Raw genomic sequence first — 19,149 nt, 5'->3', positions numbered from 1 at the left:
AATACAAATGGGAGAAGAAAAAGGTTTCACAGAGGCCACTCGTTTTATAGGAAAACAGGTGGTCTCTATGAAATCAACTCTTAAACCTAATATTAAAGAACCTTTAGCGCCAAGTGATTGTGAATGGTTTTATAAAAATGCTGCTTATCTGTTTGCTGCTTTTTTAACCGTAGCTTAGGGTTTGGGATATGTAATTGGACTTTATGATAATCTCTATAAGATAAATAAATAGTATAAACTGATTTTCCTAGAGGGGTAAGGAATGCTTCTGGTATCATAATTCTCTTTAAAACCCCTTCATATGGTTCAATCGGAAACATAAACTGGTTATGGATGTTGTTTCGATCGCGGAACAGGAGATGTTCAACCTCTTTTGGGTGATCACCTGCAATACGAATATCGAAACGGAAGAAACCATTCGTATATTCACAATTTATTAATTCAGCATACATAGGGACTCTAATAAAGTTATAAGGCGGGCTTAGTGGAGAAACCCAGTAAGCAGTATCGTCTTTAACTACATGTTTTTTTATTTTTTCTTGATTTATCCATCGAAACAATGTTTCGATATCCTTATAGCGTTTTTGTGAAAATAACTGATAACAAACCTTATTATAAGGATGGTAAAAATGGTCACTGATCTCATAATCCAACGAAGAAGTCGTCCGTAACATTTTTTTCATGGTGGATATATATGCTTTCCTTTTTAAAAACGAATCTAATCTTCCTTTAAACGTTTGATTATTTTCCGTTCTTAGCGTATGATACCGATTTATAAACCGATTAAAGCAATCAAACTCATACAAGCGATTAAGGACCATTCGCTTTAACTCTGAATCCATTTCTTTCTCTTTAAAGTAGTTGATTACTTTTCGATTACAATGCATTTTATTTAATACATTCGTCTGCTTCGTCAAGGATTCGTCATTTTCATCTAAGCGATTTAAATAGTAGATAACAGCTTCTGTTGTTGAGATTTTTTTACAATTAGTCAATACTTCCATGAAAAATTGCTTATCTTCTCCATACTTCATCTCAGGAAATTGAATTTGGTTCTGCTTTATAATGCTAGATTTCATCAATCTTGCTCTAGGTCCTAAATGATGAAAAATATGTGGGATACTCGCCGGGGGGATACTTCTCCTTTCTTTCCATGATTCATGTTCGCCTACTATGGCATTTTTTTTAGACGTGACTTTAATTGTTTTTCCCACTATATAATCATCATCTGTTTCATTTAGTACACTATAGAGTTTTTCCAAGCCAGTCTTTTCAAACCAATCATCTGCATCTAAAAAAGTTAAGTAAGGGGCCGATGAAAGTTCAATGCCTAAATTTCTCGGATAGCCAGGGGTGCCTGTGTTTTTCGCAAGAAGAGCGAGTTTAATATTAGGATGCTCGTTAACAAATTTTTTTAAGATAGAACGAGTTTGATCTTTAGAGCCATCATCAACAATTATGTATTCAATCTGGGGCATTATGGATTGCTGTAAAACTGATTCAATCGTCTTCTGGATTGTTTTTTCATTGTTAAATACGGGTGTGATAACGGAAATAATCGGTTGTTTTAAATAGTTCGCACTCTGAAATAGTTCATACCTATATTTATGTTTTTGTCGAAGAGATGATATATTTTTCATTGCATTCCCTACCTTCATAATTAACACTAAAAGAAACTCTTTATAGCAATCATTATGAATCAACAAGCTAAAAGGTATACTTCCATAAATAGAAAAAATAGTTCAGACGTTATTGGTTTTTATCCTGTATAATATAGAGTGATAAGAACAAATAAGGGAATCTAGCTTTACATTAAGAAAAATGAAAAGGCTTTCTTAATTAACGGGTTTCAAAGTGTGCCTGCTCTGTAACTGATTTTTCCGGAAGAAAGCAATGTATAAGGAGGTTTATAGGTGACAACTATTAGTGATATCGCTAAACTTGCGGGCGTGGCAAAAAGTACTGTTTCTCGATACTTAAATGAAGGCTCTGTCAGCGAAGCCACGAAAAGAAAAATACAGCATATTATCAAAGAAACCGGCTATACGCCTAATGCATTTGCTCAAAGCTTAAAAGCAAAGAAAACAAATATTATCGGAACGATTGTGCCTCAATTAGATTCGTACGCTTTTTCACGGACTTTAATAGGAATAGATGAAGAGTTGAAGGCAAGGAATTATCAAATGTTAATTTCTCATTCAAATCTGGATTTGGAGCGGGAAATAGAAAATATTCATTCTTTAGTAAGACAGAAGGTTGCTGGGATAATTTTATTGGCAACAGAAATTACGAATCGTCATTTAATGATCATCAAACAACTAGGAATCCCTGTACTTATTGTAGGGCAGCAACATGAGGAGATTCCAAGTTTAATTCATAATGATTATGATGCAGCATATGAATTAGGGAAATATATACTATCTCAAGGTCATCAAAGAATCGCCTTCCTTGGTCTCCATGAGAAAAATGTTGCAATAGGAATTGATCGAAAAGAAGGGTTTAAGAAAAGTATCGAGGAAACAGCAAATATCGATGTCCAATTTTTTGAGGTGAAGATGGATCAAGCACAAACATTTTCGATTGTTTCTGAAATAATCGATCGATTTCACCCTAGCATCATTGTATGTGCTACAGATAATATTGCCATGGGAACAATGAAAGCAATCTATTCAAAGGGGATTTCTATTCCTTGTGATCTTTCCATTACCGGATTTGGCGGGTATGAAATGACTGAGATGATACATCCAGGTTTAACCACTGCAAAGTTTTTTTATAAAGATGCTGGCAATCTAGCAGCCAGAAAGATGCTAAGTCTCATTAAAGGAGATGATACTCCCATGAAAACAGTTTCTGGGTATGAAATTATTTATCGCGAAAGTGTTAGGAAAATGTAAGTGCAACTAAATGATATCAGCTAAAAGCGGTTTTAGCCGATATCATTTATTCATATTTTTAGAAAAAGCAGCAAGAAGGACAATAGGAACTTGACGAAAGAAAAGGAAATAACTATAATTTGATGTGAAACTGGTTATCTCTATTTAGTTTGGGGAAATAAAAAAATAGTGGATATCTGATAGGTTAATATTTAATGGATTGAAGAAGCATTGATATAAACCAACTGGTATAGACATCTAGATATATAGACGCGCATATTTTTAAGAAAAGGAGCTTTTAGAATCATGCTAAAGGAAGAAACAAAGGCATTAATATTAAAAAATGTACGTATTTACACAGAAACGGAAATTCATTCAAATGGGTATGTAGTAGTGAAGGAAGGGAAAATCGATGCGATTGGGTTAATGGATTCCTTCCTTGAAAAAGAATGGGAAAATGCACATATACTAGATTTTCCAAAGGGCATGAATTTAATACCAGGGTTTATTGATATTCATATCCATGGAGCAAATAATGCTGACGCAATGGATGCGTCACAGCAAGCCTTAGAAATTATGGCTGAGACATTGCCAAAAGAAGGAACAACAAGCTTTTTAGCCACCACCATGACACAAGAGGTAGAAAGTATTGAAAATGCACTCACATCTATTGCCCAGTATGTCGAGACTGCTGATCAATCAGGAAAAGCAGAAATCATCGGGATTCATTTAGAAGGTCCCTTTATCTCCGAAAAGAGAGTTGGAGCACAGCCAGTCCAATCTGTTAAAAAGCCGAATGTAGAGTTATTTAAAAAATGGCAGACATTATCCAATAATCAAATCAAACTTGTGACGATGGCACCTGAGGAAGATGAAAACTTTGAGCTTGTTCGCTATTTAAAGGCAGAGAATATCGTTCCATCAATAGGGCACTCAGATGCAGTTTATGAGCAAGTATTATCAAGCATTCAAGCTGGTGTCAATCATGTTACTCATCTGTTTAATGGAATGAGAGGTCTGCATCATCGTGATCCAGGAGTTGCAGGCGCAGCCTTGCTCCATTCGGAGTTAATGGCTGAAATGATAGTCGATGGTGTTCATATTCATCCAGAAATAGTTAAACTTGCTTTTTTACAAAAAGGGGCTGATCATATCATTCTCATTACAGATAGCATGCGGGCAAAATGGCTTGAGGATGGTATTTCATCCTTAGGTGGACAAAAGGTAATTGTTCGTGATGGCAAAGCGTTATTAGAGAATGGTGCTCTTGCTGGGAGCACATTAAAAATGAAGGATGCTATCAATAATATGATGAACTTTACAGGCTGCTCTTTACAGGATGTTGTAAAGATGGCATCTTATAATCCCGCCAAGCAAATTGGTGTCTTGGATAAAAAGGGAAGTATTGCAAAAGGTAAAGATGCAGATTTAGTCGTATTAGATGAAAATAATCAAGTAGCACTAACAATATGTAAAGGGAAAATTGTATATTCGAATGGAGGATTTTCAGCATGAAATTAATTGAAGTACAAAATTATGATGAAATGAGTAAAGTAGCAGCCCAAAAAATAATAGAGCAAATACAAACGAAGCCAAATAGTGTGCTAGGACTTGCTACTGGAGGAACCCCAGTAGGAACCTATCAGTATTTAATAAAGGATTTTACGGAGAACCATACATCCTATGAAAAAGTTATTACCGTTAATTTAGATGAATATGTTGGTTTAGAAGAGGATAACCCGCAAAGTTATAGCTATTATATGAAAGAACACTTATTTAATCATATAAATATTCCGGAAAATCAAACTCATTTGCCTTTTGCCAAAAATGTAAATGATAAAGATGCTGGTGAAAATTATGAGAAACTGATTGATTCCTTTGGTGGAATGGATCTGCAAGTTTTAGGAATTGGCGAAAATGGACATATTGGTTTTAATGAACCAGGTACTTCATTCTCTTCCACGACCGATGTGGTTCAATTAGCTGATTCGACGAGAGAGGCAAATGCTCGCTATTTTACTAGTATGGATGAGGTACCAACACATGCTATTTCAATGGGGATTTCCACTATTATGAAAAGTCGGAAAATCATATTGCTTGTGTCTGGAGTGAAGAAGGCCCCTGTGCTTAATCAGTTATTTCACTCCGATATAAAAGAGGATCTTCCTGCTTCTATTTTGAAAAAGCATCCGGATGTTACAATCATCGCTGATCAGGAGGCTTTATCCATTTTGAAAGAAAATAAAGGAAGTGTGTATAGTTGATCATTAAAGATTCACATATTCCTATCTATTATCAATTAGAAATGGAGATAAAAGAAATCATTAAAGAGCTAAAACCTGGTGATCCAATTAGCTCTGAACGAGAGTTTTCCGAGAAATACGGTATTAGCAGGATGACGGTTCGTCAAGCTATTAATAACTTAGTAGCTGAAGGCGTACTTGTTCGACAAAGAGGGAAAGGGACTTTTGTTGCTGCACAAAAGGTAGAGCAAGAGCTTTCTGGATTAACAAGTTTTTCGGAGGATATGCATTCAAGAGGGTTAACACCAAAAACAAAAATTCTTGATTTTAAAACGATTCCTTGTCCAAGAGGCATCGCCAGTAAGTTGAAGATAGAAGAGGGAGACCAGGTTTATGAGGTTAGCCGATTACGTATTGCGGATGATATCCCAATGGCCCTCGAAACTTCCTACCTTCCGTCGCTCTTGATTAAGGAACTGCAGGAAGAGACTTTACATGGTTCTATATATGAATATGTGGAGCAAACTTTACATCAAAAGATTAGTCACGCTACCCAAACAATTGAATCAACTTTATCCCATAAAAATGAAAGTGCATCTCTTGGGATTAAAGAGGGGGCACCAGTGCTGCTGATGGAGCGTTTTAGTTATTTGGCCAATGGAACTCCTTTTGAATATGTGAAATCTATTTATCGCGGAGACCGGTATAAATTTATTATTGATATGAAGAGATCTTAATAAGAAAGAGTAAAAGAAGTTGAACATCGAAGAAGAGTAGGAGAAGTACTTTTCTATTTTTAAGGCAGTTTTGTAAAGGAAGTTAGAAATCCATTTTCAAAAAACAAATGAAAAACTGTTATAATGATTTTTCGAAATGGTTTGCTTTAAGTGTATCTTGGTTGAAAAATATAATTGGTGATTTTCCAGCAGATAAGGACAGTGTTATTACTAATGCAAGAAATGTTAATGAGTATTCTATTGAAGTTCGAATCGAATCCCTGTTAAATAATCCAGAATGTCGAGAATTGCTGCAAACTCATCTTCCTATTTTATTAGAAGTCGAGGTCAAGAAAGTGCGAAGGATTATTCGATAAAAATAGTGAATCAAGATTTACCTAACGCCCTATCTGAAAATCAATTGAATGAATTAAATGACCAATTAAAGAAAATAAAAGTAACGGAGTAATTTTTGTAATTAGATAGAAGTCATATAACAAAGTATCTTTCGTAATCATTTTTTACTAAGGATGCTTTGTTTTTGTTTTAAAGGCCATCAATCAAATATGAATGGTTATGTGCGACTCTAATTTGTTGATTTTTCAATTTAAAGGTATAATTTGGTCTATATTAAAGATAAGGTGAATTAAAAATGAGTAAATTTCAAAAGTCATATGAGAATATCACGATTATTTTACAAGATTCAACTAAAATCCCTATTTTATTATGGATTAGTCTTGTTTATATTGCAGCTCTATTACTTCAATCGTTTGATCATTTGTCCATAATAAATAATATTATTTTTACTTGTGCTATGATAGGACATTGTCTTGCTTATTGGCATTCAAAAACATGGAGTCGAATTTATCCCTGGCTTTATGTAATAAGCCAAGGATTTTTAATCTTCTTATCCGCATTTTGGATACCAGCAGGATCCCCAGCTATTTTAATTGGTTTACTGCCAATAATTATTGCACAGAGCATAACAGTTTTTGAAAGCAAACTAAAGATTTTTATATTTTTTATTATTTTTTATGGCCTGTTCTGTATAGAGATAGTTTTAAGTTATGGATCAGAAGAATTACCGATATTTATCCCTATTTTATTCATCATATTGACTATTGTAGTTTTTTATACGGTTATTTATAATAGGCAGGTCAATGCGAGACTGCGGATGGAATACTATTTAAAAGAGCTAGAAACTGCTCATAAGGAAGTGGAAAAACTAACACTTGCTAATGAGAGACAGCGAATGGCTAGAGATTTACACGATACATTAGCTCAAGGAATTGCGGGCTTTATTATGCAATTAGAAGCAATCCAAGTTTATATAGACAATGGAAATAAGGAAAAGTCACAGGAAATTGTTCTAAAATCTATGCAGCAAGCACGAGAAACATTAAAGGAAGCAAGAATTGTTATTGATAATTTACGATATAATTCCAATACTAGCCAAGGGGATTTTAATAGTATCGTATTGGGGAAAATTCAAAAGTATAAGGAAGCAGCTTCTGCAGAGATTACTTACACAATAGATCGCTTTCCTCCATTATCAACATTTATACTGGAACACAGTGTCCATATAGTAAGTGAATGTTTGACAAATGTTATAAAGCATTCCCAAGCGACACAAGTGAAAATACATATTAACAAAGTGGAAAAGCAAATGGTTATTAAAGTAGAAGATAACGGTGTTGGTTTTGCGGCAAATATGGTTGGCAAACACACTGGGAAATATGGTTTGTTAGGTATAACGGAAAGAGTTAGATTATTAGGTGGAAAAGTGGATGTCAAAAGTATAAAAGGAAAAGGGACGACTATTTTGGTAGAAGTCCCAATCTAAATGGAAAGTGAGAGGAAACGTCCTGTATAATGTACTAATTGTTGATGATCATTTAGTGGTAAGAGAAGGATTAAAATTAATGATAGAAACAAATGATATGTTTCGTGTGATAGGAGAAGCAGAAAATGGAGAAATAGCACTTCATTTAATAGAAGAACTATCACCTGACGTAATCTTAATGGATTTAAATATGCCTATCCTGAGTGGATTAGACACGATAAAAAAATTAAACGAAAGAAATATTTCCATTCCTGTGATCATTTTAACTACATATAATGAAGATAATTTAATTCTAGAAGGAATCAATTTAGGGGCAAAAGGTTATTTACTGAAAGATACTACTAGAGAAAATCTATTCAGGACTATTGAGGCTGCTGTGAAAGGGGAAACCCTTTTGCAGCCTAATATATTGAATACAATCTTAAATTTTAAGGATACTCAAAAGAATAATCAGAAATCTAGCCAATCTATCCTTACTGATAAAGAAACTTTTATTTTACAAGCCATAGCAAAAGGATTTCGAACAAAAGATGTTGCTTTTGATATGGGAATTGCAGAAAGAACAGTGAAGGCGCATTTAACAAATATTTATAATAAATTAGGAGTAAATACTAGGACAGAAGCTGTAGCAATATCTATTGAGAAAGGTTATATTCATCTATAAATCCCAAACTATGCCCAATCGTACATTCGGCAATTGCCCAAATGTACGATTTTTTTTATTTTCTTTTTCTGTAGTATAAAGGCAGAACATATGGAACTAATAGACGAAAGGGGATTTATATGGCAAAATTTCTTTATAGTATTGGCGAATGGGCCTTTAAGCATAGAAAAAAAGTATTAAGTGGTTCACTGATTATCCTAGTTAGCATGGTGATTATAGCTTTAAGTGTCAAACCATCATTTCAGAATGAAATCACTATTCCAGGTACTAAATCAGAAGCTGCAGGTGAATTATTGAAGGAGGAATTTCAGACTGGTGAATCTCCTGAAAATGGCCAAGTTCAATTAGTCATGAAGGCACCAAAAGGGAAAACTTTAGAAACAGACGAAGTAAATGAACAAATTAAAGAAACACTCAACGATATTAAAAAAGACAAGAAAGTAACAGAAATAGCTACACCTTCAGAGCTTGGAAACCTTAATGAATCAAAAGAAATTGGTTACGCTACAGTAACATTTAATATTCCTGCCGATGAAGTATCAGAGGAATCTAAGGAGAATATCTTAGAAAAAATAGAGCAGACACGTGGAGAAGGGATAGAAACAGAAATTGCAGGTAATGTTGCCTTTTCGGAAATGGAAATTGGTGGAATTACTGAAGTTATTGGGGTTGCAATTGCATTTCTAGTACTAGCCATCACATTTGTCTCATTCTTGGTAGCTGGACTGCCAATTATTACTGCAGCTATTGGATTAGGTATTGGGTTAATGATGATTATGATTGGGACGAAGTTTTTTGAGATTACCTCCTTTTCTTTATCATTAGCTGCTATGCTTGGACTTGCTGTTGGAATTGATTATGCGTTATTTATCATTTCTCGCTTTAGACAACAATTGCAAAAAGGTAATTCAGTTAAGAAGGAGATAGCAATTGCAACAGCTACGGCTGGAAGTGCAGTCGTGTTTGCAGGGCTGACTGTTATCATTGGTTTATTGGGCTTAGCAGTAGCGAAAATTCCCTTTCTTACTGCAATGGGAATAGCAGCCGCAGTTTGTGTGTTAATCGCAATTATAATTGCAACAGTTTTGGTTCCGGCGTTATTAGCAATATATGGTGATAAACTCCATCCTTCTAAGAAAAATAAATTAATAGGAAAATTTTCGAAAGAGAATAAGGAAAGTTCCTTAACAAGTAAGTGGGGGAAGCTGCTTTCTGTACATCCGATGATTATCTCTATTTTAAGCATCGCTTTTCTTCTTTCTGTTACTATTCCATTTTTTCATATGGAATTAGGATTGCCTGATAATGAAACAAAATCAGAGAAAACAACGGAAAGACGAGCATACGATTTGTTATCGGAAGCATATGGACCTGGTTATCATGCATCTTTAATTGTTATTGCTAAAGTAAGTGAAAAAACAGAGAATGCTGAACAAGCATTAACAGATGTGACAAATAAAATAAGTGAGCTAGAAAACGTGAAAGCCATTAGTCCGGCAATACCTAGTCCGTCTGGAAAAATCTTTATGATTAATGTAACACCAGAGACAGGGCCGAATGACGTCAAAACGAAGGATTTAGTTCATTCTATTCGAAATCATTCTAGTGAAATGGAAAAGGAATATTCTACAGAACTATTCGTAACAGGAGCAACGGCTGTTAATATTGATATCTCTGATAAGTTAAATGAAGCATTGCCAATCTTCTCTATACTGATAGTTGGATTAGCTTTTATATTATTAGTAGTTGTTTTTCGATCAATTCTAGTACCACTAAAGGCAGTTCTTGGTTTTATATTATCGTTGGGAGCGACTCTTGGTTTTGTGGTATTTGTAGTTCAAGATGGAAACTTTCTACAATTATTTGGATTTAATGCTGCGAATCCAGTGTTATGTTTCTTACCCGTCATTGTAATTGGAATTTTATTTGGATTAGCGATGGATTATGAAGTTTTCTTAGTAAGTAGAATTCGTGAGGAATATTCCCATTCCGGTGATGCAAAAAAAGCAGTATTAGTAGGTTTACAAGATAGCGGAAGAGTTGTTATTGCAGCTGGGTTCATAATGATGGCAGTATTTGCTGGCTTCATGCTTGCCCCTGACCCTATTATTAAGTCAATGGGATTTGCCCTTACCTTTGGAGTTCTCTTTGATGCTTTTATCGTCAGAATGACAATCGTACCAGCTATTATGATTTTAATGGGGAAAACAGCTTGGTATTTACCAAAATGGCTTGATAAGATTCTTCCAAGAATAGATATAGAAGGGGAATCCATTATGCAAGAGACGGAAGAAAAAGATGTTGAAAGTAATTTAGTGACAGATAAGTAAAGAGTAATAAACATTTATAAGAAGAGATGGAGGAATTGCTCCATCTTTTTTGCTTCCTTCTTTATTCAAAAGTAAAATAAAATCATCGTTATGTAATTTGAATTATCTAAATAGTAATAAAGCTTAGCAGGGAGAAAGTAGCTGATGTTTATATTTACTAAATTGAATATGGTTATATTAAATATTGCAAAGGAGTACTTATATGTCTATTGATATAAATTGTGATTTAGGTGAAAGCTATGGTGCTTATCGAATTGGGAATGATGAAACAATTATCCCCTATGTAACTAGTGTAAATATTGCTTGTGGTTTTCATGCCGGTGATCCAACTACCATGAGGAAAACGGTGAATCTTGCACTGGAGAATAAAGTGGCGATTGGTGCCCATCCAGGCTTTAATGATGTTCTTGGCTTCGGGAGGAGAGAAATAAATATATCCCCCAATGAAGTATATGATATAGTCATTTATCAAATAGGAGCATTAGAAGCATTTGTGAAAGCAGAGGGCGGAACCTTGCAGCATGTAAAGCCACATGGGGCGTTATATAATATGGCTGTAAAAGATGGACGATTAGCTGATGCAATTGCCAAGGCTATTTACAAGATAAATCCTGCGTATATTCTATTCGGTTTAGCGAACAGTGAATTGATTAGAGCAGGGAAGCGCTATGGCTTAAAAACTGCTAACGAGGTATTTGCAGATCGAACTTATCAATCAGATGGAAGTTTAACACCACGTACACATAAACAAGCTCTTATCGACTGCCCTAAACAGGCAGCTAAACAGATAATTGATATGGTTAAGAATAAAAAGGTTACCTCTGTACAAGGTGAAGAGATACCTATTCAAGCAGATACCATATGTATTCATGGTGATTCTATCCATGGTATATCCATTGTAAAAGAAGTAACATCTACGTTACTTCAATCGACAATAACCATCCGCAATTTTATGGAGAAAATATAAGTATTTGAATTTAGTATTGCTAAAAAACCCCCTCAATTAGGATGTTGGAAACTAACTACAATACCAAGAATTTAGTTGCAATTAATGACTCAATGAAATAAATAGAAAATTAATCAATTTTTAAAGAAAAAACTGGAATTTTTATTACGTTAAGATGTATAATATATTTCATTGGTGTTACAATAAAGCGGTTTTGTAATTGCTTTGTAACAAAAAAGATAAATACTATAGGATAGTAATAACTAAATGAAGAACTCGCAAGAAATACATACTTACTATTTAATAATGGAATAAAAAATGCTTTCTGGAATTTTAGTAATAGGAGTTTTTTGATTGTTATCTGTCCGTTGATTCACTGGTTTTGTTAGGGGTGGGGGAAATGGGTTCGATTGAAGAGCTCTATGAAAGGTATAGTCAAGAATTAATTCATTTTCTAATCTATTTAGGGGTGAAAAAGGAAGAGGCAGAAGATTTAGTACAAGAAGTTTTTATAAGACTGCTAAAAACAAAGTGTCTCTTTAAAGGGGAAAGTAGTGAACGAACCTGGCTATATACGATTGCGAAAAATATTGCCATCGATCATTTTCGAAAACAAAAAAATTCCTATACCTTTGATTGTGAAATACCTATCCATATAAAGGATGAACAGGCACTTCCTGATGAAGTTGCGATGAAGAAAGAACAGCTTGATTGGATTAATCATTTACTTTGTTGTTGTACAGAAGATCAAAAAAAGGTAATTTATTGTAGATATTTAAAAGAAATGTCTATAGGAGAAACAGCTTTGAATTTAGGCTGGTCTGAAAGTAAAGTGAAAACGACACAGCATCGGGCTTTAAAGCTGCTGAAAAAGAGTTTAGTAAGCATATGAAATTTGCACGGTAACAGAAGGAACTAAATGACTTAGGGAGAAATTTAACTTTTCCTTACATTAAAAAAGTGGAGGATTTCCTCCACTTTTTTTGTTTATTTTATTCCTTTCATCTTGTTTTGAATCATAGGTGATAACAAGAAAAGGATAATACTTAAGATAATAGCTACTCCACCAAGAATACCGAAATATGCAACTTCAGATATTTTTGTGAATAATGGAGCGATTTGTGCATTTAGTGCTTGTGCAGCTGCACTGGATAAGAACCAAAGGCTCATTGTCTGTGCAGAGAAAGCAGCTGGTGCCAGTTTAGTTGTTGCAGACAGGCCGACTGGAGATATACATAGCTCCCCAACTACTACAAGGAAATAGCTTAATACTAACCATAATGGGCTAACTAATGTATTTACTCCGCCTAAATAGGCTGGTAACATCATAATGATAAAGGATAAACCGGCAAACAATAAAGCAATTGAAAACTTCTTAGATACAGAAGGTTGACGATTTCCAAGCTTAACCCAAATCCATGCAAATACTGGTGCAAATATAATAATGAACAATGGATTGATGGATTGGAAAATAGTTGGTGAAAGACTAAATCCGCCAAACTCTAATTGTGTTCGTTTATCAGCATAGGCGGCAAGAATGGTTGATCCCTGTTCTTGAATCGCCCAGAACATAACGGCAGCTAAAAAGAGTGGGATATAGGCAATCAGTCTTGATCGTTCATCACGAGTAGTTTTTGGACTGCGATACATAACAATGAAATAAATAGCTGGAATTAAGAAGCCGAGAATTCCGACAATTGTGACAAATGATTCGAAAGTTAAGATTTTCAATGGAATTAAAATAGCTAGAATGATGGCAAGGACCACTATGCTAATACCGATAGAAGAATATACTTTTTTCTTTTCGTTTTTAGATAATGGATTTGGCACAATTGTACCAGCAAGTCCTAAATTCTTCTTCTTTGTCATCATGAATACTATTAATCCACATAACATACCAATTGCTGCTAGTCCGAAACCAAGATGGAAACTATAATTCATTCCGATTTCTCCAACAATAATTGGTGATAGGAATCCACCCAGATTAATTCCCATGTAGAAGATACTAAAACCAGCGTCACGGCGCGCATCCTCAGGACTGTACATTTCCCCAACAATACTTGATACATTTGGTTTTAATAATCCTGTTCCGATTACAATTAAAATCATGGAAATAAAGAACATGGTAATACTACCCGGCACAGCTAATACAATATGACCAAGCATAATGAAAATACCGCCATAGAAAACGGCCTTACTTGTCCCAAATATCCTATCTGCAAACCATCCACCGATTATCCCAGACATATAAACAAGTGAACCGTAGATAGATACAATGGCAATCGCCGTACCCTCGGAAATACCTAATCCGCCTTTAGATACTTCATAGTACATATAATAAACTAGGATGGCTCTCATCCCATAGTAGGAAAATCTTTCCCAAAATTCTGTAAAGAAAAGTGTGAACAACCCTTTAGGGTGACCAAAAAATCCCTTTTGGGGAACACTGTCCACAATTTTCTGTTTATTTAAATCTGACATTAAAGAAACCTCCTCTATTATTTTAATATAATACTGAAAAGATACTAGATTTGTCAAAAAAATTTTTGTTAGAACATAAAATTGGAATAAATTGTGGCTTTTTAGAGTCTGAATTCATAATAATCATTTTATTATGAAAAATATTAATGTTTTTAATATAATTATTTTTAAACTTTAAGTAAGGAGTTTTAATTAGATACGAAGTATATGCATAAAAAATAAGCAGAAGGAAGCATACTAAAAAAAACGAGTTGGTGAGCACGGGTGCAACAATTCAATGAGCAATCATATAGATATAAAAAGATGAATATGTCTATTATTAGAACAAATTATTTAAGAGTAAACAATCCTTTGATGCCACTATGGTGGGCTCTTGCCATGCCAGGTACTGGTCATATTATGGTTGGGAAGTTTCTGATAGGAATGCTTTTATTTATATGGGAATTTTTGATTAATACACAGGCGCATTTAAATTTAGCTATTTTGTACTCCTGTATTGGTAAATTTCAATTAGCTGCTGAATCGCTGGATATAAGATGGTTTTTTTTCTATGTAGGAATTTATATTTTTAATGTATGGGATGCATACAGAATAACTACGGATATTAATCAAATTTCGCTGTTAGCTAAAGAGGAAAGATATCCACTAATGCCATTTGTTATCCATCCATTGGAAATCAATTATTTGCAGCGAGTAAATAAATGGGTTCCAGTATTTTGGTCCATCATTACTCCAGGTCTTGGTCATTTAATTCTTAGAAACTTTTTAACTGGTTTATTTTTATTAGTTAGTCATTTAATCATACTCTACCACTCAAGAGCATTAGAAGGAATTTATTTCACTTGCAGAGGATTATACGGTTTAGCTTCCTCCACCTTAAACGTAGAATGGCTTCTGTTTCTGCCGTCCATTTATCTATTTGCTGCATGTGATACATATTACCATGCCATTGAAATGAATCAACTGTTTAAACTAGAGCAGAGCCATTATCTTGAACAAAAATATTCTTTTTATCTTAAAAGAAACTTTAAAATAAAGGACAATAATCCATGAATATTATCTCCGTCTTTGATCATTCCTTAAAAGTCGAATTGGTACTACATGAATTAGAAAAGCATCATATTCGCAAGGAAGATATATTTGTATCATCTCTTAATAAAAAAGGGGTAGAGAAAAAATATATGGATCCTTTCAATGCAGATGGTTTTAATATGTTCTTTGTTGCTAGTGTGAGTATGATTATGATGCTTTTGGGTACCATCTATGGATTTGTTCTTTATTTAGGTCCAATTCTCTGGGGATTAATTGGTTTAATAGTGGGAATTTGTATCACCATTCCGGTAGATTACTTGTATAAGCGGTGGAGAAATAAAGAAAAGATAAAACCAAGTAAAGCGGAGTTAATTATCGTTATTCATTGTGAGGAGTCTAAAGCAGCTTTAATAGAAAGTCTATTGTACCAATATCATACAATTGGGTTAGTTAAAATATAAAAAAAGGAATCTAAATTTATAGACTCCTTGTTACTATTTTATCCACGTATTGCTTTAATTGCTTCCTCACGGTTAGGATTGTTATAAATAAATGATCCAGCAACAAGAACATTCGCGCCTGCCTCTTTGACTAATACAGCAGTTTCAGTATTAATACCACCATCTACTTCAATATCAAGTGTTGGATTTAAAAGATCTGCTAACTGACGTACTTCTTTAATTTTAGGAAGGACATTAGGAATAAAAGCCTGTCCGCCAAAACCAGGATTAACTGTCATTAATAGAACCATGTCAATATCTTCGATAATATGCTTAATCATTTCTACTGGCGTACTTGGATTTAATACTACTCCAGCCTTTACGCCCTGTTCTTTTATTAATTGAATAGTACGATGCAAGTGGCGAGAGGCCTCTACATGTACGGTGATGATATCAGCGCCAGCCTTCACGAATGCTGGAATATAAGCATCTGGATTTTCAATCATTAAATGAACATCTAACGGCAAAGTTGTCACAGGACGAATTGCTTCCACAATAAGTGGGCCAATAGTTATATTTGGTACAAAATGACCATCCATTACATCCACATGAATGTAATCAGCGCCACCTCGTTCTACATCTTTCACTTCATCCCCTAGCTTAGCAAAATCAGCGGAGAGAATGGAGGGTGCAACCTTAATCATTTGTATGCCTCCCTTTCTTAATCTATGTATTACATCAAAATTATAGCAGATTGTGAGATATCGAACAAGCGGATTGGATGCGCTTGCTTGTTTTTATGAAAGGTGAGAATGAAAAATTGTAGCCACTTCGTTTGTATAAGAGGATAAATAGAAGTGGCTATCCATAAGTGAATCTCATCATGGAGAATAATTATAGTTTAGTTATGATTTCTTTTTGAATATCAGCTGGTGCTGCAGCGTAATTTGTTGAAATACATGTAATAAGCATTTCTTTATTCTTGTAGAAAGGTTCTTTGTTTTTATTATAATAAAAACGAACACTTTCTTCTTCTTTAAAAAATTCTTTCCCGATTTTTAATAGAGTAGTAACGGGTAGTTTCTCAAAGGAAACAGTGCTTATTTCTTCTTTTTTAGCAACTACAGGCTGTTCTTGGTCTGTATTCTTAAATTCTCTCACCAATTTTTTAAGAACTTTTTCTTGCGAGATTACTTGTTTCAAAAGTTTTTTACGAACTCTTTTTTTCTTCGATTGAAGTCCAAAAGTTTCTAATATATAGTGATGTAATTCTGTATTTTGTGTTACTTCTTCTTGCATCTTACTCATTGTATCCATTGCAAAACTCCTCTAATCTTTTCTTTCACCACTAAATCCATGGAAAATAGGGATTTGGCACTGAATCATTATATACTAAACTGTTAAAAGTACAAAATTTACTTCGATTAACGAAATAAAAATCTATAAAAATTAGGTTGCAAATTTAGAAAAGAAGGCATCAAAAGCCTTCTTTCCTTTATCCACGTTCTTCAAATAGGCGGACAATTTCTACGATTACATTTGTCGCTTTTACCATGTTATCGACAGAAATGAACTCATATTTACCATGGAAGTTTTCTCCACCTGTAAAAATATTAGGAGTTGGCAGTCCCATATAAGATAACTGTGAACCATCTGTACCACCGCGAATTGGTTGATCAATTGGTGTAATACCGAGATTTACCATTGCTTGATAGGCTACATCCACAATTTCTTTTACGGGTTCAATTTTTTCCCGCATATTGTAGTATTGGTCGTTTAATTCCAGTTTTACTGTTTCGACACCATACTTTTCATTTAACTCCGCTACAATTGTCTGCAGGATTCTTTTTCTCTCTTCAAAAGAAGTACGATCAAAATCGCGGATAATATAAGCAAGCTTTGTTTCTTCCACGTCTCCCTCAAAGGATAGTAAATGATAAAAACCTTCATAGCCCTCGGTATATTCAGGTGCCTCATTTGCTGGTAAGCGGTTTTGTAATTCCATCGCTATTTTCATACTATTAACCATTTTTCCTTTTGCTGTACCAGGATGAACATTCGTTCCCTTCACTGTGATTTTTGCGCCAGCAGCATTGAAGCTTTCATATTGCAATTCGCCTAATGGCCCGCCATCAACAGTGTAAGCAAAATCAGCATTGAAGGCTTTTACATTAAATTTATGTGGACCTCTGCCGATTTCCTCATCTGGTGTAAAGGCCACTCTAATTTTACCATGTTTAATTGCTGGGTTTTCTTTTAAGTAAATAAGAGCTGTTACAATTTCTGCAATACCTGCTTTGTTATCTGCTCCTAGTAAGGTTGTGCCATCCGTTGTCAACAAAGTGTGTCCTACGTAATTTTTTAATTCTGGAAAATCTTTTGGAGATAAAACAATATGTAAATCTTCGTTTAAGATAATATCCTCCCCATTATAATTTTCCACTTTTTGTGGACGAACATTTTTACCTGTAAAATCAGTAGCAGTATCTAAGTGAGCAAGGAAGCCGATTGTCGGCACTTTTTTCTCAGTATTTGCTGGCAAAGTTGCCATCACATATCCGTTTTCATCAATCGTTACTTCTTCCATACCAATTTCTTTCAGCTCTTCCACCAATAAATTGGCTAATGTTAATTGTCCTGGTGTAGACGGACATTCTAAATTATTCTCATTTGATTGGGTATCGACAACTGCATACGATACAAAACGATTTATTATATTTTCTTTCATGCGATTCAACTCCTTTATCAGATAGTTTGATTTTATCATAGGAGGAATGAATAAGACGAATATTGTGAATTTATGCTAAAAAGTCTCCCATTTCAGTTGTCGTGGGTAAATAGGTATGTTCACAATTATGTTGAATTTAGTGGAGGATTGATGCTTTATTTACAGAGCTTTTTAGATAGAATATAGTTAATAGGTTTGAAAAAGGAGATTGAGAATGAAAAGAAAAAATAGACCGGTTATTATATTTAGTGTAATTGTGTTAATTATTATTATTGGTATCGCATCTATATGGACACTAAAGAGTAAGGATAATGACGCGATTGAAGACATACAGAAAATAAATGCATCAGCTACTTTTAATCAACAAGAGGAAGAATATATCGTTTATTTCTGGCAAGCCACTTGTACATACTGTAAACAAATAGAAAAAGATGTTCTTTCTTTTAGCAATAACGGTGAAATACCTATTTATGTTGTAGATATGCAGGACGAAAAAAATGAATCGAGCTGGTATGACTGGGAAGAGCATCATAAAAAGTATGACCAAGTAATTGGGAAAATCGAAGACGGGAAAGAAGTATGGAATGAGGGCATAAACATAGAGAATTTCCAAAATGATAAAAATACTGCTTGGGGAATTGTCGCGAACGAAGAAAACCAAATCATTGCAACACATAATACTGCTTTCGGAAACGAAGCACCAGAAAACGCGGAAGGAATTGAGATTACAGGAACACCAACGATGATAAAAATCAAAGATAGGAAATTTGCAGCATATGCAGTCGGTGTAGAAGAAACTGTAGAACTGCTAGGAAAATAACAGTAAAGAAGCTTTAAGATAGGGTGAACCTGT

The 19,149-nt window shown here is 34.3% G+C and carries 18 protein-coding genes; 13 read left to right on the top strand and 5 right to left on the bottom strand.

Annotated elements, in window-relative coordinates; all coding sequences use genetic code 11:
• Positions 1-92: 92 nt before the first annotated feature.
• Entirely contained in the window at positions 93-1,640 is a 1,548-nt protein-coding gene (locus BCI01S_RS06220; protein WP_167555724.1) for a glycosyltransferase family 2 protein, read from the bottom strand.
• A 273-nt stretch (positions 1,641-1,913) separates the two neighbouring features.
• Between BCI01S_RS06220 and BCI01S_RS06215 the strand changes: the two genes are divergently transcribed.
• From BCI01S_RS06215 to BCI01S_RS06170, 10 genes are all read left to right on the top strand, one after another.
• Positions 1,914-2,894 (top strand): LacI family DNA-binding transcriptional regulator, encoded by a 981-nt coding sequence (locus BCI01S_RS06215; RefSeq protein WP_047942395.1) that lies wholly within the window; start codon positions 1,914-1,916, stop codon positions 2,892-2,894.
• 285 nt (positions 2,895-3,179) lie between these two features.
• Entirely contained in the window at positions 3,180-4,388 is a 1,209-nt protein-coding gene (gene nagA, locus BCI01S_RS06210; protein ID WP_061797386.1) for an N-acetylglucosamine-6-phosphate deacetylase, read from the top strand.
• Positions 4,385-5,137 carry a glucosamine-6-phosphate deaminase gene (gene nagB / locus BCI01S_RS06205; RefSeq protein WP_047942393.1) on the top strand — a complete coding sequence of 251 codons (753 nt, stop codon included), beginning with the start codon at positions 4,385-4,387 and terminating at the stop codon, positions 5,135-5,137. Before nagA ends, nagB begins: the two co-directional genes overlap by 4 nt.
• On the top strand, positions 5,134-5,853 hold the full coding sequence (locus BCI01S_RS06200) for a GntR family transcriptional regulator (protein WP_061797382.1): 720 nt from the start codon (positions 5,134-5,136) through the stop codon (positions 5,851-5,853). Before nagB ends, BCI01S_RS06200 begins: the two co-directional genes overlap by 4 nt.
• A 161-nt stretch (positions 5,854-6,014) precedes the next feature.
• Positions 6,015-6,209, top strand: a complete 195-nt coding sequence (locus BCI01S_RS06195; RefSeq protein ID WP_144544515.1) for a hypothetical protein — start codon at positions 6,015-6,017, stop codon at positions 6,207-6,209.
• A gap of 275 nt (positions 6,210-6,484) precedes the next feature.
• Positions 6,485-7,675, top strand: coding sequence for a sensor histidine kinase (locus BCI01S_RS06190; RefSeq protein WP_061797377.1), 1,191 nt, complete (start codon positions 6,485-6,487; stop codon positions 7,673-7,675).
• 22 nt (positions 7,676-7,697) lie between these two features.
• Entirely contained in the window at positions 7,698-8,339 is a 642-nt protein-coding gene (locus BCI01S_RS06185; RefSeq protein WP_156485399.1) for a response regulator, read from the top strand.
• A gap of 119 nt (positions 8,340-8,458) precedes the next feature.
• Complete coding sequence (locus tag BCI01S_RS06180) at positions 8,459-10,669, top strand: MMPL family transporter (protein ID WP_061797372.1); 2,211 nt, start codon at positions 8,459-8,461, stop codon at positions 10,667-10,669.
• 202 nt (positions 10,670-10,871) lie between these two features.
• On the top strand, positions 10,872-11,636 hold the full coding sequence (locus tag BCI01S_RS06175; protein WP_061797370.1) for a LamB/YcsF family protein: 765 nt from the start codon (positions 10,872-10,874) through the stop codon (positions 11,634-11,636).
• Between the two features lie 379 nt (positions 11,637-12,015).
• A complete protein-coding gene (locus tag BCI01S_RS06170) occupies positions 12,016-12,507 on the top strand; it encodes an RNA polymerase sigma factor (protein ID WP_047942390.1) in 492 nt (163 codons plus the stop codon).
• 95 nt (positions 12,508-12,602) lie between these two features.
• On the opposite strand, the gene BCI01S_RS06165 is transcribed toward BCI01S_RS06170, so the two are convergent.
• On the bottom strand, positions 12,603-14,096 hold the full coding sequence (locus tag BCI01S_RS06165; RefSeq protein ID WP_061797367.1) for a peptide MFS transporter: 1,494 nt from the start codon (positions 14,094-14,096) through the stop codon (positions 12,603-12,605).
• A 264-nt stretch (positions 14,097-14,360) separates the two neighbouring features.
• Here BCI01S_RS06165 and BCI01S_RS06160 point away from each other — a divergent pair, with 264 nt between their 5' ends.
• Positions 14,361-15,149, top strand: coding sequence for a hypothetical protein (locus tag BCI01S_RS06160; RefSeq protein ID WP_141231638.1), 789 nt, complete (start codon positions 14,361-14,363; stop codon positions 15,147-15,149).
• On the top strand, positions 15,146-15,589 hold the full coding sequence (locus BCI01S_RS06155) for a hypothetical protein (RefSeq protein ID WP_047942388.1): 444 nt from the start codon (positions 15,146-15,148) through the stop codon (positions 15,587-15,589). Before BCI01S_RS06160 ends, BCI01S_RS06155 begins: the two co-directional genes overlap by 4 nt.
• Positions 15,590-15,627: 38 nt before the next feature.
• Here the strand turns inward: BCI01S_RS06155 and rpe are convergent, their stop codons facing one another.
• From rpe to pepT, 3 genes are all read right to left on the bottom strand, one after another.
• Positions 15,628-16,272 (bottom strand): ribulose-phosphate 3-epimerase, encoded by a 645-nt coding sequence (gene rpe, locus BCI01S_RS06150; RefSeq protein WP_061797355.1) that lies wholly within the window; start codon positions 16,270-16,272, stop codon positions 15,628-15,630.
• Positions 16,273-16,462: 190 nt separating this feature from the next.
• The gene (locus tag BCI01S_RS06145) at positions 16,463-16,885 is read right to left on the bottom strand and encodes a hypothetical protein (protein ID WP_061797353.1); all 423 of its coding nucleotides are present in this window, start codon (positions 16,883-16,885) and stop codon (positions 16,463-16,465) included.
• A gap of 178 nt (positions 16,886-17,063) precedes the next feature.
• Complete coding sequence (pepT, locus tag BCI01S_RS06140) at positions 17,064-18,296, bottom strand: peptidase T (protein WP_061797351.1); 1,233 nt, start codon at positions 18,294-18,296, stop codon at positions 17,064-17,066.
• A 214-nt stretch (positions 18,297-18,510) separates the two neighbouring features.
• Between pepT and BCI01S_RS06135 the strand changes: the two genes are divergently transcribed.
• Positions 18,511-19,116: a thioredoxin fold domain-containing protein gene (locus tag BCI01S_RS06135; RefSeq protein WP_061797348.1), complete on the top strand. Its 606-nt coding sequence runs from the start codon at positions 18,511-18,513 to the stop codon at positions 19,114-19,116.
• Positions 19,117-19,149 lie beyond the last annotated feature (33 nt).

Origin of the sequence: Niallia circulans NBRC 13626 (assembly GCF_001591585.1) — a bacterium.
Classification (GTDB): Bacteria; Bacillota; Bacilli; order Bacillales; family Cytobacillaceae; genus Niallia; species Niallia circulans.
Note: the sequence above shows the minus strand (reverse complement) of the source record. Positions and strands in the feature narration are given on the sequence as shown.

Bases quoted from the DNA above. Each gene is read 5' to 3' on its own strand.
- BCI01S_RS06220 (WP_167555724.1), bottom strand. From the start codon at position 1,640: ATGAAAAATATATCATCTCTTCGACAAAAACATAAATATAGGTATGAA.
- nagA (WP_061797386.1), top strand. From the start codon at position 3,180: ATGCTAAAGGAAGAAACAAAGGCATTAATATTAAAAAATGTACGTATT.
- nagB (WP_047942393.1), top strand. From the start codon at position 4,385: ATGAAATTAATTGAAGTACAAAATTATGATGAAATGAGTAAAGTAGCA.
- BCI01S_RS06190 (WP_061797377.1), top strand. From the start codon at position 6,485: ATGAGTAAATTTCAAAAGTCATATGAGAATATCACGATTATTTTACAA.
- BCI01S_RS06180 (WP_061797372.1), top strand. From the start codon at position 8,459: ATGGCAAAATTTCTTTATAGTATTGGCGAATGGGCCTTTAAGCATAGA.
- BCI01S_RS06175 (WP_061797370.1), top strand. From the start codon at position 10,872: ATGTCTATTGATATAAATTGTGATTTAGGTGAAAGCTATGGTGCTTAT.
- BCI01S_RS06170 (WP_047942390.1), top strand. From the start codon at position 12,016: ATGGGTTCGATTGAAGAGCTCTATGAAAGGTATAGTCAAGAATTAATT.
- BCI01S_RS06165 (WP_061797367.1), bottom strand. From the start codon at position 14,096: ATGTCAGATTTAAATAAACAGAAAATTGTGGACAGTGTTCCCCAAAAG.
- BCI01S_RS06155 (WP_047942388.1), top strand. From the start codon at position 15,146: ATGAATATTATCTCCGTCTTTGATCATTCCTTAAAAGTCGAATTGGTA.
- rpe (WP_061797355.1), bottom strand. From the start codon at position 16,272: ATGATTAAGGTTGCACCCTCCATTCTCTCCGCTGATTTTGCTAAGCTA.
- BCI01S_RS06145 (WP_061797353.1), bottom strand. From the start codon at position 16,885: ATGGATACAATGAGTAAGATGCAAGAAGAAGTAACACAAAATACAGAA.
- pepT (WP_061797351.1), bottom strand. From the start codon at position 18,296: ATGAAAGAAAATATAATAAATCGTTTTGTATCGTATGCAGTTGTCGAT.
- BCI01S_RS06135 (WP_061797348.1), top strand. From the start codon at position 18,511: ATGAAAAGAAAAAATAGACCGGTTATTATATTTAGTGTAATTGTGTTA.